This window comes from Methylorubrum rhodinum (assembly GCF_014199935.1).
In the GTDB taxonomy this organism is placed as follows: domain Bacteria; phylum Pseudomonadota; class Alphaproteobacteria; order Rhizobiales; family Beijerinckiaceae; genus Methylobacterium; species Methylobacterium rhodinum.
Map to the genome: position 1 here is coordinate 123,727 of NZ_JACHOP010000004.1, position 23,676 is coordinate 147,402.

Genomic DNA, 23,676 nt, shown 5'->3' on the forward strand with positions numbered 1-23,676 from the left:
GATACGAAAGCGCGCGCGGCGGGTTGACGCCGCCGCCGCCTGCGGCTTCGCTCGCCCGGATCAATGGGAGACTGCCCCTTCGATGAGCGTCGTCGATCTCGCCCGGTTCATGGAAGACCTCGCCACCCAGTCGGGAGCGGCGATCCTGCCGTTCTTCCGGGCGCATTTCGGCCTGGACGACAAGTCCCACGGCACCGGCCACGCCTTCGATCCGGTCACCGAGGCCGACCGCGCGGCGGAAGTCGTGATGCGGCGGATGATCCAGGACCGGTTCCCGGGCCACGGCATCCTGGGCGAGGAGTTCGGCGCCGAGCGCACCGACGCCGAATGCGTCTGGGTGCTCGACCCGATCGACGGCACCCGCGCCTTCATCTCCGGCCTGCCGACCTGGGGGACGCTGATCGGGCTGACCCATCACGGCGCGGCGGTGCGCGGGCTGATGCACCAGCCCTACCTGCAGGAGCGATTCCTCGGCGACGGCAAGACCGCGAGCGTGCGAAGCCCGAAGGGCGAGCGTCCGCTCCACACCCGCCGCTGCGACGCGCTCTCGGGCGCGATCCTCTCCACCACCGATCCGCGGCTGTTCGCGGAAGGACAGGAGGCCGAGCGCTACCGCTCGGTCGAGGGCAGCGTGCGGATGTCCCGCTACGGGGCCGATTGCTACGCCTATTGCATGCTCGCGGCGGGCCAGATCGACCTCGTGGTCGAGGCCGGCCTGAAGCCCTACGACATCGTCGCGCTGATCCCGATCGTCGAGGGCGCGGGCGGCGTCGTCACCGCCTGGGACGGCGGCCCGGCCACCGGCGGCGGCCGGATCGTGGCGGCGGGCAGCCCGCGCCTGCACGAGGCGGCGCTGAAGCGGCTCAACCCGTAGCCGCTGCCCGCTCGCGCGCAGGCGCCTCCGCCATCACCCCATGGCCCGGCACGAACGCGTCGAACGCCGCCCAGAAATCGGCGCGCACCGCGTCGCATTCCGTCAGGATCTCGTGGCGGGCGCCGGGCAGGACGATGAGATGGCCGGTCTTGAGGCGGGCGGCGAAGCGCTCGATGGCCGGCGTGCTGCACACGGGGTCCGCGCCGGCCGCGACGATCAGGATCGGCGTGCGGATGCGCCGGATCGTGGCGGGCTTCGCCAGCCGGCGCATCGCCCGGAAGGCGGCGGCGAGCCAGGCGACGGTCGGGTCGCCGACGGCACCCGCGCCGACGACGCGGGCGGCCTCGGCGTTGCGCGCGTAGCGGACCGGATCGGTCGAGAGGCGGTTTCCCGAAAACGGCTTCGTCGCGATCGAGGTCGGCTTGCCGAAGGGGATGTAGCAACGGCCGAGCCCGAGCCGCTGCAGGCCGCGCGACAGCGCCGAGGCGCCCGCCGGCCAGCGCACCATGCGGATCGCCAGCATCGGCGCGACCGCGACGAGGCGGCGGAACGGCAGCCAGCCCTCGGCCGCGCCGGTCAGCGCCACCGCGCCGCCCATGGAATGGGCGAGCCCGAAATGCGGCTCCGGCATGGAGGGAACCAGCACCTGCTCGGCGATCGCCAGGAGGTCGAGCCGGTAATCGTCGAAGTGGCGGACATGGCCCTTGTGCCGGTCGCGCACCTGCCGGCCGGAATCGCCCTGGCCGCGCCAATCGAAGGCGACGACGCAGAAGCCGCGCCCGCGCAGGTCCCGGATCGTCTCGTAGTACTTCTCGATGAACTCGGCCCGGCCCTGGAGCAGGCAGACCGTGCCCTTCACGGTCCGCGTGGTCGGGCGCCACGTCGCCGCCCGCAGCGGCACGCCGTCGGCGGTCTCGACCGGCACGAGCCGAGCCCCCGGCGGGACGGCTTGGCCGGGGGTGGGTCGCAGCGTCAGCACGGCCGGCTCATCCCCGCATTGGCCTCGCAAAATTGTCGAAACGGCACTCTTGCGCGGTTTTCGAGCCCCACCAATATCACGGATGCGCCGGCCGATACGGCGGCGCGAAGGTCCGGCCCTCGGGCGGACCTGTTCATACACAGCATGTTGCTTCTTTCGGAGGATATGTGATGCGTCAGTTCGATCTGGCTCCCCTGTACCGTTCCACCGTCGGCTTCGACCGCCTGTTCGCGGCCCTCGACGGGTTCGTGAGCGCCGAGCAGGCCCCGACCTACCCGCCCTACAACATCGAGCGCACCGCCGAGAACGTCTATCGCGTGACCGTCGCGGTGGCGGGCTTCAACGAGGCCGACCTCTCGATCGAGGTGAAGGAGAACGCCCTCACCATCAAGGGCGAGCGCCCGCCGACCGAGAACAAGGCCGAGGTCCTGCACCAGGGCATCGCCGCCCGCGCCTTCGAGCGCCGCTTCCAGCTCGCCGACCACGTCCACGTGACGGGCGCGAGCCTCGAGAACGGCCTCCTCCACGTCGATCTCGTCCGCGAGGTCCCGGAGGCGAAGAAGCCGCGCCGCATCGAGATCGCCAGCCGCGCGTCGAGCCAGCCGGTGATCGAGGGCTCGGTCCAGCGGGCCGCGTAGTCTCGCGGTCACCCGTTCAGGGGCGCGCCCCGGCCGAAAGGCCGGGGCGTTTTCATGTGCGGGCAGACCACTTTACCTCGCTCATCCGACCCGAACCTCTCATCCTGAGAGGTTGTGAGCCAAACGTCCTTCTGCGTGCGGGCATCGATCCGCGCCTTCTGTGTGAGACGCTTCGCATCGTCGATGTCCACGCTCGGGTCGTTGCGGAAGTCCGACAGGGCGTGGTGGTTCACGCCCACGCCCCCTCACGGCCAGCGATAGGCCGGCGCGCTCACGCACAGCCGCGCCACCGCCCGTGCGCTGCCGACCCCGTCGCGGGTCGCAGAGAGCCACAGCACCAGCAGCAGGTGCGGCACGGTCTGCGCCTGACCCGGCCGGCCTGAGGCGCCCGGAACTCCGCGGGGCTTGGCTGCCAGGCCCGTAGAACCGATCGAACCGGCGGGCGAGTGCTCGCACCGTCCGATAGAGCTCACCCGCCGGCCGTATACCGCCCGCGCAAACTGTTTGGCTCACAGCCTCTCAGGATGAGGGGGAGGGTTGGAGAGATGCCGGTCGGGCGCTCACCCTTCGATGCGCGAAAAGTCCGCGACTTCGCGGGTGGCGGCGCGGAGCGCATTGAGGAGGAGGAGGCGGTTTTCGCGCAGGCCCGGATCGTCGGCGTTGACCGTGACCTTCTCGAAGAACGCATCCACCGGCGCCCGCAGGCGTGACAGCGCCCGCATCGCCCCGGCGAAATCCTCGGCCGCGACGGCCGCGGAGGCCTCGGCGCGGGCGGCGTCCAGCATCTCGGCCAGCGCCCGCTCCTCGGGCTGGCCGGCGGCCGCGCGGGCGGCGTCGGGGGCGGCGTCGTAGGCGCGGCCGTCCTTCTTCTCCTCGATGCGCAGGATGTTGGCCGCGCGCTTGTAGCCCGCCAGCAGGTTCTTGCCGTCGTCGGTGCCGAGGAATGCGCCGAGCGCCTCGACCCGGCGAATTACCAGCAACAGATCGTCCTGGCCGGGCAGGGCGAAGACGGCGTCGATCAGATCGTGGCGGGCACCCTGGTCGCGGAGGTAGACCTTGAGGCGGTCGGCGAAGAAGGCGAGGAGGTCGGCCGCAATAGGAACGGATCGATATTGAAGCGTGCTCCAATCCAGATCACGCCGATCCGCTAAAGCGAAAACGAGGCTAGGTATCAATCCAGCATCTTTGCCATCTAGTAGACGATTGACGGTATCAACGATATCGCGGTCTGAGTCGCCCTGATGCCAAATTCTAAAAGCTAAAATCGCGGACGCAGCTTTTGTTGCCAGCTCAAGCAGTCTGAGCCGCAGGTTTGTCTCAATCTGAAGGCGAACGATGCCGAGCGCCGCCCGCCGCAACGCAAACGGATCCTTACTCCCCGTCGGCTTCTCATCGATCGCCCAAAAGCCCACCAGCGTGTCGAGCTTGTCGGCGAGCGCCACCGCGATCGAGACCGGATCGGTCGGCACCCGGTCGGAGGGGCCGACCGGCTTGTAATGCTCCTCGATCGCTGCGGCGACGCTCGGATGCTCGTCCTGGAGCGCCGCGTATTTGCGGCCCATCAGGCCCTGCAGTTCCGGGAACTCGCCGACCATCTCGGTGACGAGGTCGGCCTTGGCGAGGCGGGCGGCGCGCTCGGCCAGCGCCGGGTCGGCACCGACCAGCGGGGCGATTTCCTTGGCCAAAGCCGCGATGCGGGCGATGCGCTCGCCCTGCGTGCCGAGCTTTTCGTGGAACACAATGGTGTCGAGTTTCGCGAGACGGTCTTCCAGCCTCACAGCCTTGTCTGTCTCGAAGAAGAAGCGCGCGTCCGAGAGCCGGGCGCGCACCACGCGCTCGTTGCCCGCGGTGATCGCGGCGCCGCCGTCGGAGGCCACCAGATTCGAGACCAGCAGGAAGGCCGGGGCCAACTCTTCGGTGCCGCTCTTGCGCAGCACGAAGCATTTCTGGTTGGCGCGGATCGTCGCCCGGATGGCCTCCGCCGGAATCTCCAGAAACCGCTCGTCGAACGAGCCCATCAGCACGACCGGCTTTTCCACGAGGCCGGCCACCTCTTCGAGCAGGCCGTCATCCTCCACGAGGTCGAGGCCGCGGGCGAAGGCGAGGTCGCGGGCGTCGTGCAGGATGATGTCCTTGCGCCGGTCCGCGTCGAGAATGACGTGGGCGCGCTCCAGCGCCTGGACGTAGTCGTCGAAGCGGCGCACCTCGAACGGCTCGGGCGCCAGGAAGCGGTGGCCGCGCGTGGTGGTGCCCGCCGCGATCCCGTCGACCGAGAACGGCACGGTCTCCGGGTTCTCGGTCTCGGGGCCGAAGGTGGCGACGATCGATTGCAGCGGGCGCACCCAGCGCAAGCTACCGGGTTGGGCCGAGGCCGCGCCCCAGCGCATCGATTTCGGCCACGGAAAACTTTTCACGATGCCGGGCAGGATCTCGGCCAGCACGTCCAGCGTCGCGCGGCCGGGCCGCTCGATCACCGCGAGGTAGAACGCGCCCTTCTTCGGGTCGGTAACCGTGGTCGCCTGATCGAGGCTCGTGAGCCCCGCGCCCTTCAGGAAGCCCTGGACGGCGGCCTCGGGCGCGCCGACGCGGGGCCCGCGCCGCTCCTCCCGCACCGCCTCGCCGCGGGCCGGCAGGCCGGCCACGTGCAGCGCGAGGCGCCGCGGCGTCGCGAAGGCCTTGGCGCCCTCGTAGAGGAAGCCGCGCTCCACCAGCGCATCGGTGACGAGCTTCCTCAGATCCTCGGCCGCACGCCGCTGCATGCGCGCGGGGATTTCTTCGGAGAGGAGTTCGAGGAGAAGGTCGGGCATGCGCGCGGGAATAGCGGCCCGGTCGGGCCGCGTCGAGACGGGAGTCTTTGGAACCGGCCTCCGTCATTCCGGGGCACTGACAAGCGAACCCGGAATCACCTGTGATGCGCGGCATCGCACGAGGTCGCGACCGGTCGTGGCTTCCGGGTTCCGCTCCGCGGCCCCGGAATGACGGTGAGAGCTGAGGATCAGCCGATCCGCCCGCCGCCCTTGCGCGTCACCGCCACCACCGATGGGCGGGGCGGCATGTCGGGGGAGAAGTCGGGCCAGCGGGTCGAGGGTTTCTCGTAGGAGCCCAGCCCCCCCTCCTCGTCGGGCTCGCCCGGATGCTGGACCGCGACGAAGAAGGTGCGGTCGTCCGGGCTGAAGCAGGGGCCGCACATCTCGGCGCCCACCGGCACCTGCAAAAAGTGCTTCGAGGTGCCCCGGCGCGGGCCTTCGGTCTCGACCGCCCAGATGCCGTCGGCCCGGCCGGTGGCGCGGCGGTTGTTGCCGTCGGTGGAAATCCAGAGCCGGCCGCTGGAATCGAAGGCGCAGTTGTCCGGCATGCCGAACCAGCCGTCGGACGAGGTCAGCGGCGAGAACGTCGCCTTCACCTCAGGTCTCGCCGGGTCGCCGCAGCGGACCAGCACCTCCCAGCGAAAAACCTCCGCCGTATGGTCGGCGCCGTCCGGCGTGATCTCGATCACGTGGCCGAAGGCGTTGGCCGCGCGCGGATTGGCGGCGTCGATCTGGTCGGCCGTGCGCTTGCTGTTGTTGGTCAGCATCACGTAGACGCGGCCGGTCCTGGGGTTCGCCTCGATATCCTCCGGCCGGTCCATCGGGGTGCCCCCCAGAAGCTTGGCTGCGCGGCGGGTCTCGATCAGGACTTCGGCTTGGCTGGAAAATCCGTTGGCGGCGTCGAGCCCGTTCCGGCCGTGGGTCAGGGGAAGCCAACGGCCGGTGCCGTCGGCCTCGAAGCGCGCGACGCTGAGCGTTCCGGAATCGAGTAGATTCGCGTTCGCTGTACGAGTGGCCCCGACGCGCGCGGCGCTGACGAAGCGGTAGACGTGCTGGAACCGCTCGTCGTCGCCGAGATAGACGACGTAGCGCCCGTCGCCCGCCGTGATCCCTGCCGCGCCCTCGTGCTTGAACCGCCCGAGCGCCGTGCGCTTCTTCGGGGTCGAGGCCGGATCGAACGGATCGATCTCCACCACCCAGCCGAAGCGGTTGGGTTCGTTGGGGTTTTTCGACAGGTCGAACCGCTCGTGGAAGCGGCCCCAGCCGTATTGGGGCGTACCCATCCCCATCGTCTTGGCGTTGGCGGCCTCGACGTGATTTTCCGGTAGCTTGCCTTGGAAATAGTAGTGGATGTTTTCCTCACCCGAGAGCCACGTCCCCCAGGGCGTGACCCCGCCGGAGCAGTTGTTGATCATTCCCTCGACGCGCCGCCCCTCGGGATCGGCGGTGGTGGCGAGCCGGGCATCGCCCGCCGCGGGGCCAGTGATCGTCATCGGCGTGTAGGCGGTGATGCGGCGGGTGTAGCGCGACCCGATCACCGGGGCCCAGCGCTCGCCATTCCGAACAATCTCCACCACCGAACCGCCATGGGCCGCCATCTCGATCGCGACCTGCTCAGGGGATAGGGCGGCGATCACGCCCTTTCGGTCGGAGGCGCCGAGACCGGGAAACATCAGTTCGGCATTGGTGTATTCGTGGTTGACCACGAGCAGGCCGCGGTCCGGGGCGCCGTCGAGCGGGATGAAGCCGACGAAGTCGTTGTTGTAGCCGAAGCGTTCTTCCTGTGCCTCCGGCGTCTGCGCCGTCGGATCGAAGGCCGGCACGTCCGGGAACAGCGGGTCGCCCCAGCGCAAGAGCACCTGCGCCTCGTAGCCCTCGGCCACGTGGAGATGCTCGTCGACGGTCGCGGCCAGTTCGGGGAAGTCGAAGGCGGACGGCTCGGCGGCCATCGCGGGCACGGGTCCGAGGCCGGCGGCCAAAGCGGCGGCGCCCGCGCCGCGGATCAGGCCGCGCCGGGACAAGCGGACAGCGATGAGGGCATCGAGGTCGGGGGAGGCGGGTAGATCGGACATCGCGGGCTCGTCGCCAAAGCGTCGGTCGAAGCCCCGGCGCTATCCCGACCGCATGTCGCTTCGATGACGGCGCCCGCGCTCAAGCGTCACGCCGCCGCGGCAGCGCCGCCGCTCTCGGTCTTGAGCCAGGCCGCGCCGCAGGCCTTGGCCAGCTCGCGCACCCGCAGAATGTAGCTCTGGCGCTCGGTCACCGAGATGACGCCGCGGGCGTCGAGCAGGTTGAAGACGTGGCTCGCCTTGATGCACTGGTCGTAGGCTGGCTGGGCCATGCGGTGGCGGCCGGATTCGTCGGTCGGCGCGCCAGCGTCGAGGTAGCTCCGGCAGGCCTTCTCCGCGTCGGCGAACTGGCGAAACAGCATCGCCGTGTCGGCGGCCTCGAAATTGTGGCGCGAGTATTCCTGCTCGGCCTGCAAGAACACATCGCCGTAGGTGACCTTGGCCTCGCCCTCGCCCCCGTTGAAGTTGAGATCGTAGACGTTCTCCACGCCCTGGACGTACATGGCCAGACGCTCCAGCCCGTAAGTCAGCTCGCCCGCGACCGGCGCGCATTCGAACCCCGCGACCTGCTGGAAGTAGGTGAACTGGCTCACCTCCATCCCGTCGCACCAGCATTCCCAGCCGAGGCCCCAGGCGCCGAGCGTCGGGCTCTCCCAATCGTCCTCGACGAAGCGGATGTCGTGGAGCTTGAGATCGACGCCGATCGCGTCGAGTGAGGCGAGGTAGAGTTCCTGGAGGTTCGGCGGGTTCGGCTTCAGGATCACCTGGAACTGGTAATAATGCTGGAGCCGGTTGGGGTTCTCGCCGTAGCGCCCGTCCTTGGGGCGGCGCGAGGGCTGGACATAGGCCGCCTTCCAGGGCTTGGGGCCGAGCGCCCGCAGCGTGGTGGCCGGATGGAACGTGCCGGCGCCGACCTCCATGTCGTAGGGCTGGAGGATCACGCAGCCCTGCGCCGCCCAGAAGCGCTGGAGCGTCAGGATCAGGCCCTGGAACGAGCGTGTGGGCGAGAGATCGGCGTCGCTCATCTTTTGGGGGGTCCGACGGCGGAAGGAGGGGACGCCGGCTCGTTTACGAGCGGGGGGCGGGGTGTCAAGCGAGGGGGGAAGGGGGGCGTTCGCCACCCCGGTGCCGCCCGGCACATCTTTTCTTCGCCGAATTTTGGAGACGGGGAACTGCAAAGGTTGCCGCCAAGTTAATGCGGCAAGGGAATAGCCACGCTTCGCCCCACGGGGGCAGCCCAAACCACGGCTCGGAAGATCATGCGCAAGGGAATGACTGTCTTCGCCGCCCTCGTCGCCGCCTCGCTAGCGGCCACGCCGATCGTGATGGGCGCCTCCGCCCTCGCGACCTCCGACGGCACCGACACCGTCGAGACCAAGGTGACGGTCACGCCGGTCGAGGTCGCCCCGGTCGCGGCTCCTGCCGAGACCTGTGTCCGCAAGGTGCGGGTCGTCTATAACGGCTACGGTGCCGCGCCGGCCGCCTGCCGCTGAGGCAGGCTCCGCGCCCGCAGACACTCAAGAATCCGCTCGAAGGTCTCGGGCCGGTCGAGCGCGCGGGCCAGCACCACCGCACCCTGGATGCCGCCGACGATGTCCTCGGCGAGCGCCGTGGTAGTCTCCGGCGGATGGCCGACGCGGGTCAGAGCCCCGGTCAGCGCCTCGACCCACAGGGCGAAGTAGCGCCGCAAAGCCTGCCCGAACCGGTCGCGGGCGTCGCTCAGGCTCAGCGCGCCGACGAGGCAGACGCGCCGGCCCGAGCGGAAATAGTCGGTCACCGTCGTGAACATCGCGGCAATCGCCGCGGCCGGATCGTCGGCCTGTCGCAGGGGGGCGAAGACGTGGGCCTCGAACCACGTCTCGATCTCGGCCAGCACCGCCTCGACCATCGCGGCCTTTCCGCCGGGGAAGAAGTGGTAGAGGCTGCCCTTGCCGAGCCCTGTCGCCGTCGCGATCAGCGACAGGCTCGCGCCCTCGTAGCCGTGCTCGCGAAAGGTCTCGGCGAGCACGGGCAGGAGGTCGTTCCGCTGGGCGATCGCGCGGGCCACGCTACAGGCCGAGATCGCTCAGCGACGGATGGTCGTCCGGCCGGCGGCCGAGCGGCCAATGATACTTGCGGTCGGCTTCGGCGATCGGCAGGTCGTTGATCGATGCGATGCGGCGGGCCATCAGCCCGGCCTCGTCGAACTCCCAGTTCTCGTTGCCGTAGGAGCGGAACCACTGGCCGCTGTCGTCGCGCCATTCATAGGCGAAGCGCACGGCGATCCGGTTGCCCTCGTGCGCCCACACATCCTTGATCAGGCGATAATCGAGTTCGCGCGCCCACTTGCGGGTGAGGAAGGCGGCGATGGCGTCGCGGCCCTGAATGAACTCGGCGCGGTTCCGCCACACGCTGTCGGGGGTGTAGGCGAGCGCGACCTTGTGTGGATCGCGGCTGTTCCAGGCGTCCTCGGCCATACGGGCCTTCTGCGCGGCGGTCTCGGCGGTGAAGGGGGGCAGCGGCGGGCGTGACATGCGGGGCTCCGTACCGATCGGTCAAGTATGTACCGATCGGTACATTTTTCTGAGTATGTACCGATCGGTACATTTTTCTGAGGATGCCTGCAACCGTGACGGACCGTGAGCGCGCAAGCACCGTCGGGGATGCATCGGCCAGCGACGGGCCGGTCGAGGAATGGATTGCCTGATCGATTACCTGGATATATATCTTGATATGTTATGGAAGGGAGAGGGTTCCATGCCGCTCGCAATCTTTGCCACCATCACGCCCAAGCCGGAGCACCTGCCGGACGCCGTGGCGGCAATCGAGGAGATTGTGGCCGCAACTCGGGCCGACGATGGCTGTCTGCGCTTCGATCTCCATCGCGGGATCGATACGGGACAGCTCCACATATACGAGATTTGGGCTGATCGGACCGCCTTCGACCATCATCACGCCCAGTCCTACACCCAGGCGGTGTTTCGGCGATATGACGCTTGGCTGGCCCAACCAGTCGAGCTCACGTTCCTGCAGCCCGTGGCGTGATCCGACGACGAGGGTATGCGCGTGTTCTTCCTGAAAGACCTCCCGTCGCAACAGATGGTCCAAGGCTATGCCGAGGCCCATGGCGTCGAGACGGAAACGATCGCGTCGGGCCTTGCCATGATGCGCCGGGCGAGTCTGATGATCCGGCGATTGGAAAGCTACTTCAGCGAACGGGGTCTATCGCAGTTGCGCTTCCTGGTCCTGATCGTCATCGACCGTGAGCCCGACCGCGACACGCTGACCGTCGGCGAACTCACCGAACGCCTGGACGTCGCCGGCCCCGTCGTCGCGCGAACGTTGCGCCTCCTGCTCGAAGATGGGTTGATCGCCCAGGCCAAGGATAGCCGCGATGCCAGGGTCAAGCATGTCGGCTTGACGGGGATCGGAAAGGAGACGCTCGACGCGCTGCTTCCCGGATACTTGGCCATCATCGCCGAGGAAATGCAAAAGCCTCTTCGATAGAGGCGGTACGCCCCTGCCGCGGGCATGGCCGAAACGACCTACAGCCCGAACCGCGCCCAGGCGGCCCGCGCCTCGGCGGCAGCGAGCGTCGCGTCGGGCAGGTCGGCCAAGGTCTGGCCCGGCGTCGAGCGCCGCAGCAGGCGGGCGAGCAGCGAGCCGCGGGTCTCCGGCACGACGTGCAGTTCGACCTTCTCGCCGTAGCGCTCGCGCAGGGTCCCACGCAGGTCTCCCACCGAATCAGCGAGGCCGAGCGCCACCGCCTTTCGACCGGTCCAGACCGCGCCGGTGAAAAGGTTCTGGCCCGCATCGAGCCCTGGCCGGCGGGCGCGCACGAGGCCGGTGAACAGGTCCTGCACGTCGGCCTGCAGCTCTTTCAGGCGGGCGACGTCCTCGGGGTTCTCGGGGCGGAACGGGTCGAGCATCGCCTTGGCCTCGCCCTGCGTATGCACGCGCCGTTCGATGCCGATGCGCTCGATCAGCCGGTCGAAGCCGAAGCCCGCCGAGACGACGCCGATGGAGCCGACGATAGAGGCCGGGTCGGCGACGATCTCGTCGGCCGCGCAGGCGATCATGTAGCCGCCGGAGGCCGCCGCATCCTCGACGAAGGCGAAGACCTTCAACTCTTTCTCTTCGGCGAGCGCCCGGATGCGCTTGAAGATCAGGTGCGACTGCACCGGCGAGCCGCCGGGCGAGTTGACGATCAGCGCCACCGCCGCGAGGCGGGGCATCGCGAAGGCCCGCTCCAGGCTCGGCGCCACGGAGCCGATCGACAGGCCGGGCCGGATTGGCGAGACCGCGCCGATCACCCCGCTGAGCCGCACCACCGCGACCCGCGGCGTCTCCGTACGGAAACGGCGCGGCAGGAGGAAGCGAAGGCTTTCGGGCAGGCGAAACGGCATGAACGGCTCGGCGGCGAACGCGAGGGCGGCGGGGCGCCGCTCCGGGGATGCACCTCGTTAACAGGAGGCCGAATCGCGATCCATCGGGCCGGTTCCCCCGGCATCGATCACGAAGCCGAACACCGGAGAACCAAACTCGGCCGCAGGACGTTCCTCCGAGCCGTCTCCGGACGTCGTCGCGGGCGCGGCCGGGCCGCGATCCGTCCGCGCGCGTCCGCTCCAACGGGACGGAACGGAGGGAATCGTACGATGCGTCTCCTACGTTTGTTCATCCTGGCATTCGGGATGCTCGGCGGGCTCGCCGGGCTGAACGCCACCGCGCAGGCCGCGCCGCTTCCGGTCTCGCCGATCACGGGTCAGTCCGCCGAGGCGCCGCTCGTCGCCAAGGCCTATTACTACGGCTATCGCCGCCACTACTGGCGCCCGCGGGTCTACTACCGTCCGGTCTACTGGCGTCCGCGCCACTACTATCGCCGTCACTACTGGCGCCCGCGGCCCTATTATCGCCGCCATTACTGGCGTCCGCGGCCATACTGGCATCGCCGCCATCACTGGCACCGGCGCCACTTCTGGCACCGCCGCTTCTATTGAGCCGCCATCCGAGGGGTGCCCGTCCGGGCACCCCTTTCTCATGTCCGCCCATGCAAAGCCTCGGCCTCCGGCGTGAAGCGCCCGTCGGCCTCCTGCAGCACCAGTGGCGGCAGCAGCCGGAACGGCGCGCGGCTGCCCTTCCTCCCCGCGATCAGCACGCGGATCGCCGGCCGCTCCGCCCGCGCATGGACCGGGCGCACGGCGCAATCGCCGAACCGCCCCTTGAGCGCGTCGAGGCAGGCCGGCAGGGCGTCGGCCCGGTGGATCAGCCCGATCCGCCCGTCCGGCCGGGCGAGGTCGGCGCAGGCCCGCATCCAGGTCTCGAGCCCGCCCGCGTCCGGGAAGGCGTGGGCGGCGGCCCGGCCGGCGTCGGGCGAGGCACGGTGTCCCGGTCCCTCGAAGAAGGGCGGGTTGGTCAGCACGAGATCGGCGCTGTTGGGCGCCAGCCCCGCGGCGCGGCGGGCAATGCCCGACGCGAGCAGGTCGGCCTCGATCACCGAGACCCGCGCGTCGAGCCCGTTGGCGGCGGCGTTCTCCCGCGCCAGCGCGGCGAGCGCGGGATCGCGCTCCACCAGCACCACGCGGCACTCGGGTGAGAGGTGCGCGACGGCGAGGCCGACCGCGCCGGTCGCCGCGCCGAGATCGTAGACCGTCCCCCCCGGCTCCGGCGCGAGCCACCGGGCGAGCAGCACCGCATCGGTGCCGGCGCGATGCGCCCCGCGGGGCGGCTGATGCAGCAGCAGGGCGTCGCCGAGGAAGCGGTCGGGTTCAGCCGCGGGGATCATCGCGCAGTTCGGAGGCGAGGCCAGCATCCGTCAGGATGCGCCGCGCCTGGGCGGCATGGTCGTCCGGCACCAGCAGGCGTCGCCCGAAGGCCCCGATCGAGCCTTCCAGCGCATTCATGTGCTCGTCGGCGACGAGCAGCGGGATTTGCGCCCCCTCCAGCAGCGAGCGGGCGAAGCCGATCAGGACGATGTCGTTGCTGCGGATGAGTTCCGTCACGGGGCCCGTGCCTGCCTTCCGGCCGTCTTGCAACCGGCCGCGTTGCCACCGGCCTTCTTGGGCCGTGGCCTTCCCTATAGCATTGTCGCCGAAAGGGAGAGGGATGCCCGCGGCGCGGATGTCGCGCGGCGCGGGCGCGTGTTGCGATGCCGGCGGCCGCATGCGAGAGGGGGCGCCACGGGGAAGAGGGGCCGGCGCCGCGCCGGCACGCCATCCGGAGGCTCCGCGCTTGGGCGTCGTCGTTCCGTTCGAAGAAGGCCGCACCGATCCGGAGGCGAGCCTCGACGACCTCGTCCGCCTCGTCGCGGGCGGGATGGAGCGGGTCAACACCACGATCCTGTCGCGCACCGGCTCGGACGTCGCGATGATCCCCGAGGTCGCCAACCATCTGATCGACTCGGGCGGCAAGCGCCTGCGGCCGATCCTGACGCTGGCCTGCGCCGACCTCGCCGGCTACGCGGGCGGGGACGGGGCGGTGAAGCTCGCGGCGGCCGTCGAGTTCATGCACACCGCGACCCTGCTGCACGACGACGTCGTCGACGAGAGCGACATGCGCCGCGGGCGCGTCGCCGCCCGCATCAAGTGGGGCAACGAGGCGAGCGTTCTCGTCGGCGACTTCCTGCTCGGCCAGGCCTTCCGCATGATGGTCGAGGTGGGCAGCTTGCGCGCCCTCGACATCCTGTCCTCGGCCGCCACCGTGATCGCCGAGGGCGAGGTGATGCAGCTCACCGCCGCCAAGAACACCGAGACCTCGGAAGAGGAATACCTCGCCGTCATCCGCGGCAAGACGGCGGAACTGTTCGCCGCCGCCTGCGAGGTCGGCCCCGTGCTGGCCGAACGGCCGGAGGCCGAGCAGGCGGCCTGCCGCGCCTACGGCATGAACCTCGGCATCGCCTTCCAGCTCATCGACGACGTGCTCGATTACGGCGGCACCAGCGCCGCGCTGGGCAAGAACGTCGGCGACGATTTTCGCGAGGGCAAGATCACCCTGCCGATCGTGCTGGCCTTGCGCCGTGCCTCCGACGAGGAGCGGATGTTTTGGCGCCGCACGCTGGAGCGCGAGGAACTGGCCGAGGGCGATCTCGAACAGGCGCTGGCGATCCTGCGGCGCCACCGCGCGCTGGAAGACACGATGGAGCGCGCCCGCCATTACGGCGACGCCGCCCGCTCGGCGCTGGACGTTTTTTCGGGCGGCCCGGTGAAGGCGGCCCTGCTCCAGGCGGTCGATTTCTGCATCGCCCGCGCGCACTAACGCTTCCAGTATCGTGACCGGCGCGGTGGTCCTGGCTCTGCTGCCGGTCGTCCTCCTGATCGCGCTCGGGATGGGGCTGCGGAGGGGCGGCTTCCTCGACGCCGCGTTCTGGGCGGGGGCCGAGCGGCTCGCCTATTTCGTGCTGCTGCCGAGCCTGTTCTTCCACGGCCTCGCCACCGCGCAGCTCGACGCGCTGCCTGTGGCCGACCTCGCCCTGACCCTGATCGTCGCGACGAGCGCGGTCGCCGGCCTCGTCCTGGCCCTGCGGCCGCTCCTGCGGATCGACGGCCCGGCCTTCACCTCGGTGTTCCAGGGCGCCATCCGCTTCAACAATTATGTCGGGGTTACGCTCGCCGCGGGCCTCTTCGGGGGCAAGGGCATCGCGCTGTCCGCCATCTGCAACGCGGCGATCGTGCCGACGGTCAACATCCTCTGCGTGATGGTGTTCGCGCGCCACGGCTCGGCCCGGCCGACCGGCCTCGGCATCGCCCGGCAGATCGTGACGAACCCTCTGGTCGTCTCCTCGCTCGCCGGGATCGGTTTCCGGCTGCTCGGGCTCCACCTGCCGCCGGGGCTGGAGCCGGCGCTCCGCACGCTCGGCGCCGCCTCGCTGCCGTTGGGCCTGCTCTGCATCGGCGCGGCGCTCGAATTCGGCGCGGTGCGGGCCTGGATCCGGCCGATCGCGGCGGCGTCCGCCGTCAAGTTCCTGGCGATGCCGCTCGCCACGGTCCTGATCGCCCTGGCGCTCGGCCTGAGCGGACCGGCGCTGACCGTCGCGCTCCTCTTCCAGGTGCTGCCGACAGCCTCTTCGTCCTACATCATGGCGCGCCAGCTCGGCGGCGACGCGCCCCTGATGGCCGGCATCGTCGCGGCGCAGACCCTGCTGGCGCTCGCCGCGATCCCGCTGGTGCTGTCGGTGATCGCGCTGGCCGTGCCGCTTTGACGCGTCGGCCGTCAGAACGGCAACAGAATGTCCACCAATTGCTGGCCGTAGCGCGGCTGCTGCACGTCGGTGATCTGGCCGCGGCCGCCATAGGCGATGCGGGCCTGGGCGATCTTCGACGAGTCGATGGTGTTGTCCGACTCGATGTCCTCGGGGCGGACCACGCCGGCGACGATCAGCTCGCGCACCTCGAAATTGATGCGGATCTCCTGCTTGCCCTCGACCACGAGGTTGCCGTTGGGCAGCACCTGATTGACCACCGCGGCGATGTTGGTCGTCACCGTCTCGGCCCGCTGCACCGAGCCGGCACCGTCGCTCGACGAGGTCGAGGAGCCGGTGACCAGCTTGCCCGGCGTGATGCCGGCGGCGGCGATGGCCGCGCTGCTCTCCAGGCCGAAGGCGTTGGGAAGGCCGAGCCCTTCCGCGTTCGAGCGCGAGCGCTTGGTCTCGTTGTTGAGGTTGGCCCGGTCGGTGACGTTGACCTTCACGGTCAGGAGGTCGCCGATCCGCGCGGCGCGCTGGTCCTTGAAGAAGGCCCGCGAACCGGTGCGCCATAGCGAGTTCGGCGCGTAGCTCACCGGCTGGATGTCCGGCATCGCCATCCGCACCGGCTTGTAGCCGGGCTGGCTGGTCGGGTCCTCGATCGCCGACAGCGTCGGCGTCGCGCCGATCTGCGTAAGGCGGTCGGCGGTGTTGCAGGCGGCCAGCGGCGCGATCGTGGCGGCGGCAAGCAGGAGGCGGGAGAGGCGAGGGGCCATCGGACGGGACGCCTTACAGGAGAACATCAGTTGAGGCCGGGCCGCGCGGGGAGCGCGCTGGCCTGGAGCACGGGCTGCGGCGCGAGCGGGCCGACCGAGACGCGGCCGGGGCCGACCACGACGGCCTGGAGCACCTTCTTCGAGGCGCCGTTCGTCACCGCGACGCTGGCGCCGAGGCGCCCGCTCTCGTTGGCGGTGCCGCGCAGGGCGAGCGACACGCCCGCGGTCTCGAACACGATGGTCACGGCCTCGCCGCGGCCGACGAGGTCCGGGGGCGCCACGTCGCCGGAGCGCAGGATCTGGCCGGCGCCGACCGGGCGCTGGGCCACCTGACCGACCGCGAGGGTGGTCGCGCCCATCGCATCGACCGGCACCGTCTCGCGGGGGCGGCGCTCGGTCGCGAGGTCGGCGGCGCTCACCGCCTCGCCGCGGTTCAGGTTGCGGGTCAGCACCGCGACTTCGCGGATCTCGACCGCGACGCCGGAGACGCGCAGCGAAGCCTGCCGCTCGCCGAGCACGACGAGGCCGGCGACCCGGCGGTTGCGCGGATCGTAGGTGACATCGACCGCCGCCGCCGGGCCGTCGAGGTCAAGCGGGGCGAGCAGGAGCGGCGCCTCGCCGTCGAGCCGCACCGACAGGGATTTCGGATCGAGCCCGTAGGCGGATTCGAGGGTGCGCTTGAGCGCGGCCTCGATCTCCGGCGCGCCGACCCGGCGGGCGGCGCGCTGCACGCTCACCTGCACCCGGCCGCCGGTCTCGATGCCGACGATCCCGAGCGCCGCCGCCGCCTCGACGATGCGCCGGGCCTGGATCGTGCCGACCGCCCCGAGGCCGGGGGCACGGAACATCGCACGCGCCGCGAGGTCGGCGGGCGCGCCCTCGACGAGGTCGCCGAGACTGAGCGTGTCGCCCCGCGCCGTCACGTCGCCGCGCAGGCGAGGACTCGCGTCGGCGGCCATCAGCGGCGCGGCGAGAAGGGCCGCCATGGCGAAGACGGCGAGCGTCAGCGCGGCGCGACCGAGCGCGCCGCGGGTCGGCGGCACGACGGCGAGGCGGACGGGGCGGCGGATCGGGCGCAGCGCGTGCATCAGGAGGCTCCTCAGCCGCGGAACATCTGCGAGGTGGTGGAGAGCATCTGGTCGGCGGCGGTGACGACCTTCGAGTTCATCTCGTAGGCGCGCTGGGCCGCGATCAGCGACGAGATCTCGGTGACCGCGTTGACGTTGGCCTCCTCGAGATAGTTCTGCTGCAGGTTGCCGAAGCCCTCGGAGCCGGGCAGACCCGTCACGGCCGCGCCGGAGGCCGCGGTCTCGACGAACAGGTTGTCGCCGATCGATTCGAGGCCGACCTTGTTGACGAAGCGGGCCATCTGGAACTGGCCGAGCGCCTGGGGCGCGGTCTGGCCGGGGATCGTCGCCTGCACCGCACCCGTGGCGCCGATGGTCACCGAGGTCGCGGTGTTCGGCACGGTGATGCCCGGATCGAGCAGGTAGCCGTCGCGGGTCACCATCTGCCCTTGCGCGTCGAGGTCGAACGAGCCGTCGCGGGTATACGCCGTCCTGCCATCGGGCATGCGGACGCGAAAAAAACCCTCGCCGCGGATGGCGACGTCGTAGTCCTTCTCGGTCATCGTCATCGTCCCCTGGGACATGACGCGGGCGGTCGAGACCGTCTTCACGCCCGAGCCGAGCGCGAGGCCGGCCGGAAGCACGGTGTTCTGGTCCGAGGTCGAGGAGCCGGAGCGGCGCAGGTTCTGGTAGAGCAGATCCTGGAAATGCGCCTGCTGGCGCTTGTAGCCGGTGGTGCGCAGGTTCGCGATGTTGTTCGAGATGACCTGGACGTTGAGTTCCTGGGCCGCCATGCCGGTGGCGGCGGCGTAGAGGGCGCGCATCGGGGCGGGTCCTTATCAGGCGATATCGGCGAGCCGGCGGATCGCCGTGCCGCGCAGGTCGTCGAGGCGCGAGACGATGCTCGACACCATGGAATAGGTGCGGTTCACGTCCATCAGCCGGGTCATCTCGATCACCGGCTTGACGTTGGAGCGCTCCAGCGCGCCGGGCTCCAGCCGCCCCTCCGCGCCCGCGGGCTGAGCCGGCGCCTCGGAGGAGAACAGGTTGGCGCCCTCGTTCCTGAGCGCCTGCGGGTCGGCGAAGCGCACGAGCCGGACGCGGCCCCGCACGCCGAGATTGGTCGAGACCGTGCCGTCGGGGGCGATGGTCAGCCCCGTCTCCTGCGGGCCGATGGTGATCGCGCCGCCGTCGCCCTGGACGGCGTGGCCGTCGGAGTTGACGAGGTTGCCTCCGGCGTCGAGTTCGAACGCGCCGTTGCGGGTGTAGCGCAGGCCCGAGGGCGTCTGCACCGCCAGGAAGGCGTCGCCGCGCACGGCCACATGCATCGGGTTGCCGTCCGGCTCGACCGGTCCCTGGGAGAGGTCGAGCGGCGTGCCCTGGTCGATGACGTAGGAGACGCGGCGGTCCTGGCGCTGGAAGCTGTCGGCGGAGGCCACCGGCATCAGGTATTCCTGAAACCGCGCCGAGCGGCCCTTGAAGCCGGTGGTCGAGACGTTGGCCATGTTGTTGGCGATGACGTCGAGCTCGCGGGCGAGCGCGGTCTGGGCGGAGACCCCGACGAAGAGCGCGTTCTGCATGGCTGGCCTTCCGATGACGGCGACGGACGAGAGGGTCACCGCAGGGTCCGTGCCATTTCCGGTTTTTCGTCTTTTCGTCTTAATATCAGTGGCTTGGCCGATTCCGGCCCGCCGGCCGAGCCGGGACGGGCGGACCCGGCGGCAAGTCCGACCCGGCAAATTCTGCCCGGCTTAAGCGGGCGTTAACCACGCCGGCCGAGAACGGAAGCGGGGCCACACGCGCGCCCCGCGCCCACCCCGTCCCCGGTCACGAGCATCCCATGGCCAAGAAGCCGAAGAAGGCGCCCGAGGCGGACGGCGAAGGCGGCGAGGCGGACGCGCCGAAGTCGAAGAAGAAGCTCATCGTCATCGCGGCCGCGGTGCTGCTGCTCGGCGGCGGGGGCGGCGGTTACATGTTCATGAAGAAGAAGGCCGCCGCCGCGGAAGCCGAGCACGGCGCCCATGCGGAAGTGAAGATGCCCGCCGTCTTCGTCGATGTCCGCGACATGCTGGTTAACCTTAGCGCCGATCCCGGCCAGACCAAGATCAACACCCTCAAGCTGCGCATCGCGCTGGAACTCAAGGACGCCAAGGTCGAGGCCGAGGTGAAGCCGCTGATGCCGCGGGTCGAGGACGCGTTCCAGACCTACCTGCGCGAGATCCGCGCCAGCGACCTCGCGGGCTCCGCCGGCCTCTACCGCCTGCGCGAGGAACTGCTGCGCCGCGTCAACATCGCGATCCATCCGGCCAAGGTCGAGGCGGTGCTGTTCAAGGACGTGATCGTCCAATGATGGGCCCCGAGGACGACCTCGACGACGATTGGGCAGCGGCCTTCGCCGAGCAGGGCGCCGAGGGCGGCGACGCCTCGCTCGCCGAGGAATGGGGCGCGGCGCTCGCCGAGCAGGGCACGACGAAGAGCGCGAGCGACGTCGCCGCCGAATGGGCGACGATGATCGAGGACGGGGAGACCGAGAACCTCCCCGAACTCGCCGGCAACGACCGCATCCTGAACCAGGACGAGATCGACGGCGTCCTCGGCTTCTCCCTGCGCGAACTCTCCGCCTCCGGCGCGGGGGGCGTGCGCGCCATCGTCGATTCGGGCGTCGTCCAGTACGAACGCCTGCCGATGCTGGAAATCGTCTTCGACCGGATGATCCGGTTGCTGTCGACGTCCCTGCGCAACTTCTTCCAGGACAACGTCGAGGTCACGCTCGACAACATCACCTCGGTCCGGTTCGGCGACTACCTCAACGCAATTCCCCTGCCGACCCTGCTCGGCGTGTTCAAGGCCGACCTGTGGGAGGGCTCGGGCCTCGTCACGGTGGAGCAGACGCTCGCCTACTCGACCATGGACCTCCTGCTCGGGGGCAAGCGCGGCGGCTCGTCGAGCCGGCTCGACGGACGCCCGTTCACGACGATCGAGATGAGTCTCGTGCGCCGCCTCGTCGAGATCATCCTGACCGACCTGGAGATGTCGTTCCAGCCGCTCTCGCCGGTGCGCTTCGGCATCGACCGGATCGAGACCAACCCGCGCTTCGCCACCATCACCCGGCCCGGCAACGCCGCCATCCTGATCAGCCTCAAGCTCGACATGGACGGGCGCGGCGGCGGGATGCAGATCCTGTTCCCCTACGCGACGATCGAGCCGATCCGCGACCTGCTCATGCAGAGCTTCATGGGCGAGCGGCTCGGGCGCGATCAGGTGTGGGAGAGCCATCTCGCCACCGAGATCTGGCAGGCCGACGTCGAGATGGAGGCGGTGCTGCACGAGGTGACGCTGCCGCTGAAGCGGGTGCTGAACCTCAAGGTCGGCGACACGCTGATGTTCGACCGCAAGCCCACCGACCTCATCACCGTCCGCTGCGGCGACTGGGCGCTGACGCAGGGGCGGATCGGCCGGATCGACGACGCGATCGCGGTGCAGGTCGCCCGTCCGCTGCGCCAGTCCCGCACCACGCTCCAGGCCTACGAAGCCTCGATGCAGAACGTCAACGACGGCTAGGACCGCGGCGCCCCCATGACCTTCTTCGTCTCGTTCGCCGCCGACATCCTCGTCGCCATCCTGCTGGTGGCCACCATCGCCTCGTCGGTCCGGCTGTCGCGGCGGATCAGCAAGCTCAAGGCGGACGAGGCCGCGCTGCGCACCACCATCGGCGACCTCGTCGTCGCCAGCGCCACCGCCGAGCGGGCCATCGCGGGCCTGCGCGCCACGCTGGACGAGTGCGACCGCACGCTCGCCGAGCGCCTCGGCACCGCCGAGCGCTATTCCGCGGACATCGCCGCCCATGTCGAGGCGGGGGAGAGCGTGATCGCCCGCATCGCCGCCATCGTCGGGCAGGCCCGCCCGGCGGCGGCCGTGCCGGTCGCGCCCGCGCCGCGCCCCGTCGCCGTCGAGACCACGCCCGGCAACGGCGAGCGGGTCGGGGCCGCGCTCGCCGCCGCCCAGGCCCTGTCCGAGCGCGCCCTCGACCGTCTGCGGGCCAGGGCCGCATGAAGCTGCCCGCGCGCCGCCTCGCCACGCTCGCGAGCCTGCCGGCACGCCCCTTCCGGCTGCGCCTGATCGACGCCGTGATCCTGGCGGCGATCGGCCTCCTCGTGCTGAAGCTGACCGCCCTCATGGGCAGCGAGGCGCCTCCGCCCGGAGCGCCGCTGCCCGACTTCGCCAAGGTGCTGGCGCATGCGCGCTCGGGTTACGAGCCCGCCGACCCGACGACGACGGGCTCGGTCTCGCCGCCGGAGAAGAAGGCGGCGCCCGCGGCGCCGCCGGTCTACCAGCCTCCGGTGGCCGAGCCGGTCTCGCCGACCGAGCGGGCGCTGCTGGAAAAGCTCCAGGCCCGCCGCGACGCGCTCAAGCAGCGCCAGGACGCGCTCGACCTGCGCGAGCAGATGCTCAAGGACGCCGAGCGCAAGCTCGAATCGGGCGTCTCCGACCTCAAGGAGGCCGAGGAGAAGGCGGAGGCCGGCGGCGCGAAGAAGGGCGACGCCGAAAAAGCCGGCCTCAAGACCATCGTGACGATGTACGAGACGATGAAGCCCAAGGACGCCGCCCGGGTGTTCGACCGGCTCAGCCTCGAGACCCTGGTGCCGATCGTGCTGGCGATGAACCCGCGCAAGATGGCCGAGGTGCTGGCCCTGATGGGCTCCGAGCCGGCCGAGCGGCTCACCGTGGCGCTCGCCAACCGCGCCCGCGGCCTCGACGCCCCGCAGACCGCCTCCGCCGCGCAGAACCTGCCGCCGGGGGAGTTGCCCGCGATCGATCCGGGGCCGAAGGGGCGCTGAGGCGTCTTCCTGAATCAGGCCTGCTCGTCCAGCGCCCGCTCGATCGCCTTTTCCAAGGCCGCCGGCTTCGTCGCCGGGGCGAAGCGCGCGACGACGCGGCCGTCGCGGCCGATCAGGAACTTGGTGAAGTTCCACTTGATCTTCTGCGTGCCGAGAAGGCCGGGCTTTTCCCGCTTCAGATCGACGAAGAGCGGATCGGCGCCCGCGCCGTTGACCTCGATCTTGGCCAGCACCGGAAACGTCACGTCGTAGGTGAGCGAGCAGAACCGCTCGATCTCCTCGGCATCGCCCGGCTCCTGCGCGCCGAACTGGTTGCAGGGCAGGCCCAGCACCACGAGCCCCCGCCCGCGATGGCGCCGCCACAGCGTCTCCAGACCCTGATACTGCGAGGTGAAGCCGCATTTCGAGGCGGTGTTGACCACGAGCAGAACCTTGCCGCGGTACTGCGACAGCGGATGCGGCCGGCCGCGCGCGTCGAGCGGCGCGTGCGCGAGGATGTCGCTCATCGAAGGTCTCTCATGGGGCGGTCGGCTTTTGCCGAATGATCCTGGCCTTGTCCAAAGCCTATGTGCCGGATTTCATGGAACGATTCCAGGCTTGACCGGAATCGGGCCGTGGACATTGCATCCGGCGTCCCGCGGGGCTAGGCGGCCCGGAACAATGCGCAGGAGTTCCGTGATGCCGTCCCTTCCCCGCAGGACCCCACCGCTCGTCCCTCCGCGCGCGCTGCTTCTCCTCGCCGGGCTGGCCGTCGGCCTCTGGTCCGGGCCGGCGCCGCGCGCCTACGCCCAGGACGGCGCACCGGACGCCGCCCCCGAGGCGGCGCCCGACGAGGCCCCCAAGCCCAAGCCCAGGCCGCGCCGCCCGCCGCCCGCGGCGAAGCCGAAGCCCGCGGAGGAGGCCAAGGAGACCAAGGAGCCCGCCGCTGGAGCCGGGACGGTGCTGGAGCCGGCCGCCGCTCCGTCCGGCCCGGCGCAATGGCCCGCGGGTGCCCGCTCGGTCAGCGAGAGCTACGGCGACTGGACCATGAACTGCACGCGGGAGGACAACCGCACCGACTGCGTCATCATCCAGTCCCAGGGCGACCGCCGCACCGGCAAGCGCCTGTTCAGCGTCGAATTGCGCGTGCCCAAGGACGGGCGCACCGAGGGGCTGATCCTGATGCCGTTCGGGCTGCAGATCGAGCCCGGCGTGACGTTCAAGCTCGACGACCGGGCGCTCGGCAAGGGCGCGCCGTTCTCCTACTGCGTCGCCGACGGCTGCCTCGTGCCGATCAGCCTGCCGACGCTCGCCACCGACGCGATGAAGACCGGTCAGAACCTCACGGTGACGGCAGCTAAGCCGGACACCAAGGAGCCGACCGTCATCACCGTGCCGCTCTCCGGCTTCGCCGCGGCCTTCGCCCGCTCCACCGCCTTCGGCAGCTGAGGCGTCATCGGGATCGGGGCAGGCGGTGATAGGCTGCGTCCCGCC

Annotated in this window: 27 protein-coding genes; 13 read left to right on the forward strand and 14 right to left on the reverse strand. The window is 70.3% G+C overall.

Annotation, left to right across the window (positions count from 1 at the left end; all coding sequences use genetic code 11):
* Positions 1–82: 82 nt before the first annotated feature.
* On the forward strand, positions 83–874 hold the full coding sequence (gene hisN, locus HNR00_RS06580; protein WP_183566761.1) for a histidinol-phosphatase: 792 nt from the start codon (positions 83–85) through the stop codon (positions 872–874).
* On the opposite strand, the gene HNR00_RS06585 is transcribed toward hisN, so the two are convergent.
* A complete protein-coding gene (locus tag HNR00_RS06585) occupies positions 864–1,853 on the reverse strand; it encodes an alpha/beta fold hydrolase (protein ID WP_183566765.1) in 990 nt (329 codons plus the stop codon). The two genes, hisN and HNR00_RS06585, sit on opposite strands and share 11 nt — an antisense overlap.
* 170 nt (positions 1,854–2,023) lie before the next feature.
* Here HNR00_RS06585 and HNR00_RS06590 point away from each other — a divergent pair, with 170 nt between their 5' ends.
* Positions 2,024–2,491, forward strand: a complete 468-nt coding sequence (locus HNR00_RS06590) for an Hsp20 family protein (RefSeq protein ID WP_183566768.1) — start codon at positions 2,024–2,026, stop codon at positions 2,489–2,491.
* Between the two features lie 560 nt (positions 2,492–3,051).
* On the opposite strand, the gene glyS is transcribed toward HNR00_RS06590, so the two are convergent.
* The 3 genes from glyS to HNR00_RS06605 all read right to left on the reverse strand — a co-directional run bounded on the left by glyS (position 3,052) and on the right by HNR00_RS06605 (position 8,392).
* Positions 3,052–5,298 (reverse strand): glycine--tRNA ligase subunit beta, encoded by a 2,247-nt coding sequence (gene glyS, locus HNR00_RS06595; protein WP_183566771.1) that lies wholly within the window; start codon positions 5,296–5,298, stop codon positions 3,052–3,054.
* Between the two features lie 188 nt (positions 5,299–5,486).
* Positions 5,487–7,370, reverse strand: coding sequence for a PhoX family protein (locus tag HNR00_RS06600; RefSeq protein WP_183566774.1), 1,884 nt, complete (start codon positions 7,368–7,370; stop codon positions 5,487–5,489).
* Positions 7,371–7,456: 86 nt separating this feature from the next.
* The gene (locus tag HNR00_RS06605) at positions 7,457–8,392 is read right to left on the reverse strand and encodes a glycine--tRNA ligase subunit alpha (RefSeq protein ID WP_183566777.1); all 936 of its coding nucleotides are present in this window, start codon (positions 8,390–8,392) and stop codon (positions 7,457–7,459) included.
* 234 nt (positions 8,393–8,626) lie between these two features.
* Between HNR00_RS06605 and HNR00_RS06610 the strand changes: the two genes are divergently transcribed.
* Positions 8,627–8,860 carry a hypothetical protein gene (locus HNR00_RS06610; protein ID WP_183566781.1) on the forward strand — a complete coding sequence of 78 codons (234 nt, stop codon included), beginning with the start codon at positions 8,627–8,629 and terminating at the stop codon, positions 8,858–8,860.
* On the opposite strand, the gene HNR00_RS06615 is transcribed toward HNR00_RS06610, so the two are convergent.
* Positions 8,830–9,414 carry a TetR/AcrR family transcriptional regulator gene (locus HNR00_RS06615; RefSeq protein ID WP_183566784.1) on the reverse strand — a complete coding sequence of 195 codons (585 nt, stop codon included), beginning with the start codon at positions 9,412–9,414 and terminating at the stop codon, positions 8,830–8,832. The genes HNR00_RS06610 and HNR00_RS06615 overlap by 31 nt on opposite strands.
* Position 9,415: 1 nt before the next feature.
* Entirely contained in the window at positions 9,416–9,880 is a 465-nt protein-coding gene (locus HNR00_RS06620) for a nuclear transport factor 2 family protein (RefSeq protein ID WP_183566787.1), read from the reverse strand.
* A gap of 160 nt (positions 9,881–10,040) precedes the next feature.
* On the opposite strand from HNR00_RS06620, the gene HNR00_RS06625 reads away from it, so the two are divergent.
* Positions 10,041–10,391, forward strand: coding sequence for a putative quinol monooxygenase (locus tag HNR00_RS06625; protein WP_210306337.1), 351 nt, complete (start codon positions 10,041–10,043; stop codon positions 10,389–10,391).
* Positions 10,392–10,406: 15 nt separating this feature from the next.
* Positions 10,407–10,853 (forward strand): MarR family winged helix-turn-helix transcriptional regulator, encoded by a 447-nt coding sequence (locus tag HNR00_RS06630; RefSeq protein WP_210306338.1) that lies wholly within the window; start codon positions 10,407–10,409, stop codon positions 10,851–10,853.
* Positions 10,854–10,891: 38 nt separating this feature from the next.
* Here HNR00_RS06630 and HNR00_RS06635 read toward each other — a convergent pair whose 3' ends face one another.
* Positions 10,892–11,752 (reverse strand): S49 family peptidase, encoded by an 861-nt coding sequence (locus HNR00_RS06635; protein WP_183566790.1) that lies wholly within the window; start codon positions 11,750–11,752, stop codon positions 10,892–10,894.
* 249 nt (positions 11,753–12,001) lie between these two features.
* Between HNR00_RS06635 and HNR00_RS06640 the strand changes: the two genes are divergently transcribed.
* Positions 12,002–12,343: a hypothetical protein gene (locus HNR00_RS06640; RefSeq protein ID WP_183566793.1), complete on the forward strand. Its 342-nt coding sequence runs from the start codon at positions 12,002–12,004 to the stop codon at positions 12,341–12,343.
* 38 nt (positions 12,344–12,381) lie between these two features.
* On the opposite strand, the gene HNR00_RS06645 is transcribed toward HNR00_RS06640, so the two are convergent.
* The gene (locus HNR00_RS06645) at positions 12,382–13,128 is read right to left on the reverse strand and encodes a tRNA1(Val) (adenine(37)-N6)-methyltransferase (RefSeq protein WP_183566796.1); all 747 of its coding nucleotides are present in this window, start codon (positions 13,126–13,128) and stop codon (positions 12,382–12,384) included.
* Positions 13,112–13,345: a putative signal transducing protein gene (locus HNR00_RS25470; RefSeq protein WP_183566799.1), complete on the reverse strand. Its 234-nt coding sequence runs from the start codon at positions 13,343–13,345 to the stop codon at positions 13,112–13,114. The genes HNR00_RS06645 and HNR00_RS25470 overlap by 17 nt, the downstream gene beginning before the upstream one ends.
* Before the next feature lie 229 nt (positions 13,346–13,574).
* Between HNR00_RS25470 and HNR00_RS06655 the strand changes: the two genes are divergently transcribed.
* Together HNR00_RS06655 and HNR00_RS06660 are read left to right on the forward strand one after the other, a co-directional pair.
* Positions 13,575–14,597 carry a polyprenyl synthetase family protein gene (locus HNR00_RS06655; RefSeq protein ID WP_183566802.1) on the forward strand — a complete coding sequence of 341 codons (1,023 nt, stop codon included), beginning with the start codon at positions 13,575–13,577 and terminating at the stop codon, positions 14,595–14,597.
* 13 nt (positions 14,598–14,610) lie between these two features.
* Positions 14,611–15,540: an AEC family transporter gene (locus tag HNR00_RS06660; protein WP_183566805.1), complete on the forward strand. Its 930-nt coding sequence runs from the start codon at positions 14,611–14,613 to the stop codon at positions 15,538–15,540.
* An 11-nt stretch (positions 15,541–15,551) separates the two neighbouring features.
* Here HNR00_RS06660 and flgH read toward each other — a convergent pair whose 3' ends face one another.
* Genes flgH through flgF form a run of 4 tightly spaced genes read right to left on the reverse strand, consistent with a single transcriptional unit; the run spans position 15,552 to position 18,945 of the window.
* A complete protein-coding gene (gene flgH, locus HNR00_RS06665) occupies positions 15,552–16,298 on the reverse strand; it encodes a flagellar basal body L-ring protein FlgH (RefSeq protein WP_183566808.1) in 747 nt (248 codons plus the stop codon).
* A 26-nt stretch (positions 16,299–16,324) separates the two neighbouring features.
* Positions 16,325–17,386, reverse strand: coding sequence for a flagellar basal body P-ring formation chaperone FlgA (gene flgA, locus HNR00_RS06670; protein WP_183566811.1), 1,062 nt, complete (start codon positions 17,384–17,386; stop codon positions 16,325–16,327).
* An 11-nt stretch (positions 17,387–17,397) separates the two neighbouring features.
* The gene (gene flgG / locus HNR00_RS06675; RefSeq protein ID WP_183566815.1) at positions 17,398–18,189 is read right to left on the reverse strand and encodes a flagellar basal-body rod protein FlgG; all 792 of its coding nucleotides are present in this window, start codon (positions 18,187–18,189) and stop codon (positions 17,398–17,400) included.
* Positions 18,190–18,204: 15 nt separating this feature from the next.
* A complete protein-coding gene (flgF, locus tag HNR00_RS06680; RefSeq protein WP_183566818.1) occupies positions 18,205–18,945 on the reverse strand; it encodes a flagellar basal-body rod protein FlgF in 741 nt (246 codons plus the stop codon).
* A gap of 260 nt (positions 18,946–19,205) precedes the next feature.
* Here flgF and fliL point away from each other — a divergent pair, with 260 nt between their 5' ends.
* Genes fliL through HNR00_RS06700 form a run of 4 tightly spaced genes read left to right on the forward strand, consistent with a single transcriptional unit; the run spans position 19,206 to position 22,203 of the window.
* Positions 19,206–19,715, forward strand: coding sequence for a flagellar basal body-associated protein FliL (fliL, locus tag HNR00_RS06685; RefSeq protein WP_183566821.1), 510 nt, complete (start codon positions 19,206–19,208; stop codon positions 19,713–19,715).
* Positions 19,712–20,926, forward strand: a complete 1,215-nt coding sequence (gene fliM, locus HNR00_RS06690) for a flagellar motor switch protein FliM (protein WP_183566823.1) — start codon at positions 19,712–19,714, stop codon at positions 20,924–20,926. The genes fliL and fliM overlap by 4 nt, the downstream gene beginning before the upstream one ends.
* Positions 20,927–20,941: 15 nt before the next feature.
* A complete protein-coding gene (locus tag HNR00_RS06695; protein WP_183566826.1) occupies positions 20,942–21,418 on the forward strand; it encodes a DUF6468 domain-containing protein in 477 nt (158 codons plus the stop codon).
* On the forward strand, positions 21,415–22,203 hold the full coding sequence (locus HNR00_RS06700; RefSeq protein ID WP_183566829.1) for a MotE family protein: 789 nt from the start codon (positions 21,415–21,417) through the stop codon (positions 22,201–22,203). The genes HNR00_RS06695 and HNR00_RS06700 overlap by 4 nt, the downstream gene beginning before the upstream one ends.
* A 14-nt stretch (positions 22,204–22,217) precedes the next feature.
* Here the strand turns inward: HNR00_RS06700 and HNR00_RS06705 are convergent, their stop codons facing one another.
* Positions 22,218–22,709, reverse strand: coding sequence for a glutathione peroxidase (locus HNR00_RS06705; protein ID WP_183566832.1), 492 nt, complete (start codon positions 22,707–22,709; stop codon positions 22,218–22,220).
* 172 nt (positions 22,710–22,881) lie between these two features.
* On the opposite strand from HNR00_RS06705, the gene HNR00_RS06710 reads away from it, so the two are divergent.
* A complete protein-coding gene (locus HNR00_RS06710) occupies positions 22,882–23,631 on the forward strand; it encodes an invasion associated locus B family protein (RefSeq protein ID WP_183566834.1) in 750 nt (249 codons plus the stop codon).
* Positions 23,632–23,676: the final 45 nt, after the last annotated feature.

Bases quoted from the DNA above. Each gene is read 5' to 3' on its own strand.
- hisN (WP_183566761.1), top strand. From the start codon at position 83: ATGAGCGTCGTCGATCTCGCCCGGTTCATGGAAGACCTCGCCACCCAG.
- HNR00_RS06590 (WP_183566768.1), top strand. From the start codon at position 2,024: ATGCGTCAGTTCGATCTGGCTCCCCTGTACCGTTCCACCGTCGGCTTC.
- glyS (WP_183566771.1), bottom strand. From the start codon at position 5,298: ATGCCCGACCTTCTCCTCGAACTCCTCTCCGAAGAAATCCCCGCGCGC.
- HNR00_RS06600 (WP_183566774.1), bottom strand. From the start codon at position 7,370: ATGTCCGATCTACCCGCCTCCCCCGACCTCGATGCCCTCATCGCTGTC.
- HNR00_RS06605 (WP_183566777.1), bottom strand. From the start codon at position 8,392: ATGAGCGACGCCGATCTCTCGCCCACACGCTCGTTCCAGGGCCTGATC.
- HNR00_RS06610 (WP_183566781.1), top strand. From the start codon at position 8,627: ATGCGCAAGGGAATGACTGTCTTCGCCGCCCTCGTCGCCGCCTCGCTA.
- HNR00_RS06620 (WP_183566787.1), bottom strand. From the start codon at position 9,880: ATGTCACGCCCGCCGCTGCCCCCCTTCACCGCCGAGACCGCCGCGCAG.
- HNR00_RS06625 (WP_210306337.1), top strand. From the start codon at position 10,041: ATGGATTGCCTGATCGATTACCTGGATATATATCTTGATATGTTATGG.
- HNR00_RS06630 (WP_210306338.1), top strand. From the start codon at position 10,407: ATGCGCGTGTTCTTCCTGAAAGACCTCCCGTCGCAACAGATGGTCCAA.
- HNR00_RS06635 (WP_183566790.1), bottom strand. From the start codon at position 11,752: ATGCCGTTTCGCCTGCCCGAAAGCCTTCGCTTCCTCCTGCCGCGCCGT.
- HNR00_RS06640 (WP_183566793.1), top strand. From the start codon at position 12,002: ATGCGTCTCCTACGTTTGTTCATCCTGGCATTCGGGATGCTCGGCGGG.
- HNR00_RS06645 (WP_183566796.1), bottom strand. From the start codon at position 13,128: ATGATCCCCGCGGCTGAACCCGACCGCTTCCTCGGCGACGCCCTGCTG.
- flgH (WP_183566808.1), bottom strand. From the start codon at position 16,298: ATGGCCCCTCGCCTCTCCCGCCTCCTGCTTGCCGCCGCCACGATCGCG.
- flgA (WP_183566811.1), bottom strand. From the start codon at position 17,386: ATGCACGCGCTGCGCCCGATCCGCCGCCCCGTCCGCCTCGCCGTCGTG.
- flgG (WP_183566815.1), bottom strand. From the start codon at position 18,189: ATGCGCGCCCTCTACGCCGCCGCCACCGGCATGGCGGCCCAGGAACTC.
- flgF (WP_183566818.1), bottom strand. From the start codon at position 18,945: ATGCAGAACGCGCTCTTCGTCGGGGTCTCCGCCCAGACCGCGCTCGCC.
- fliL (WP_183566821.1), top strand. From the start codon at position 19,206: ATGGCCAAGAAGCCGAAGAAGGCGCCCGAGGCGGACGGCGAAGGCGGC.
- fliM (WP_183566823.1), top strand. From the start codon at position 19,712: ATGATGGGCCCCGAGGACGACCTCGACGACGATTGGGCAGCGGCCTTC.
- HNR00_RS06695 (WP_183566826.1), top strand. From the start codon at position 20,942: ATGACCTTCTTCGTCTCGTTCGCCGCCGACATCCTCGTCGCCATCCTG.
- HNR00_RS06700 (WP_183566829.1), top strand. From the start codon at position 21,415: ATGAAGCTGCCCGCGCGCCGCCTCGCCACGCTCGCGAGCCTGCCGGCA.
- HNR00_RS06705 (WP_183566832.1), bottom strand. From the start codon at position 22,709: ATGAGCGACATCCTCGCGCACGCGCCGCTCGACGCGCGCGGCCGGCCG.
- HNR00_RS06710 (WP_183566834.1), top strand. From the start codon at position 22,882: ATGCCGTCCCTTCCCCGCAGGACCCCACCGCTCGTCCCTCCGCGCGCG.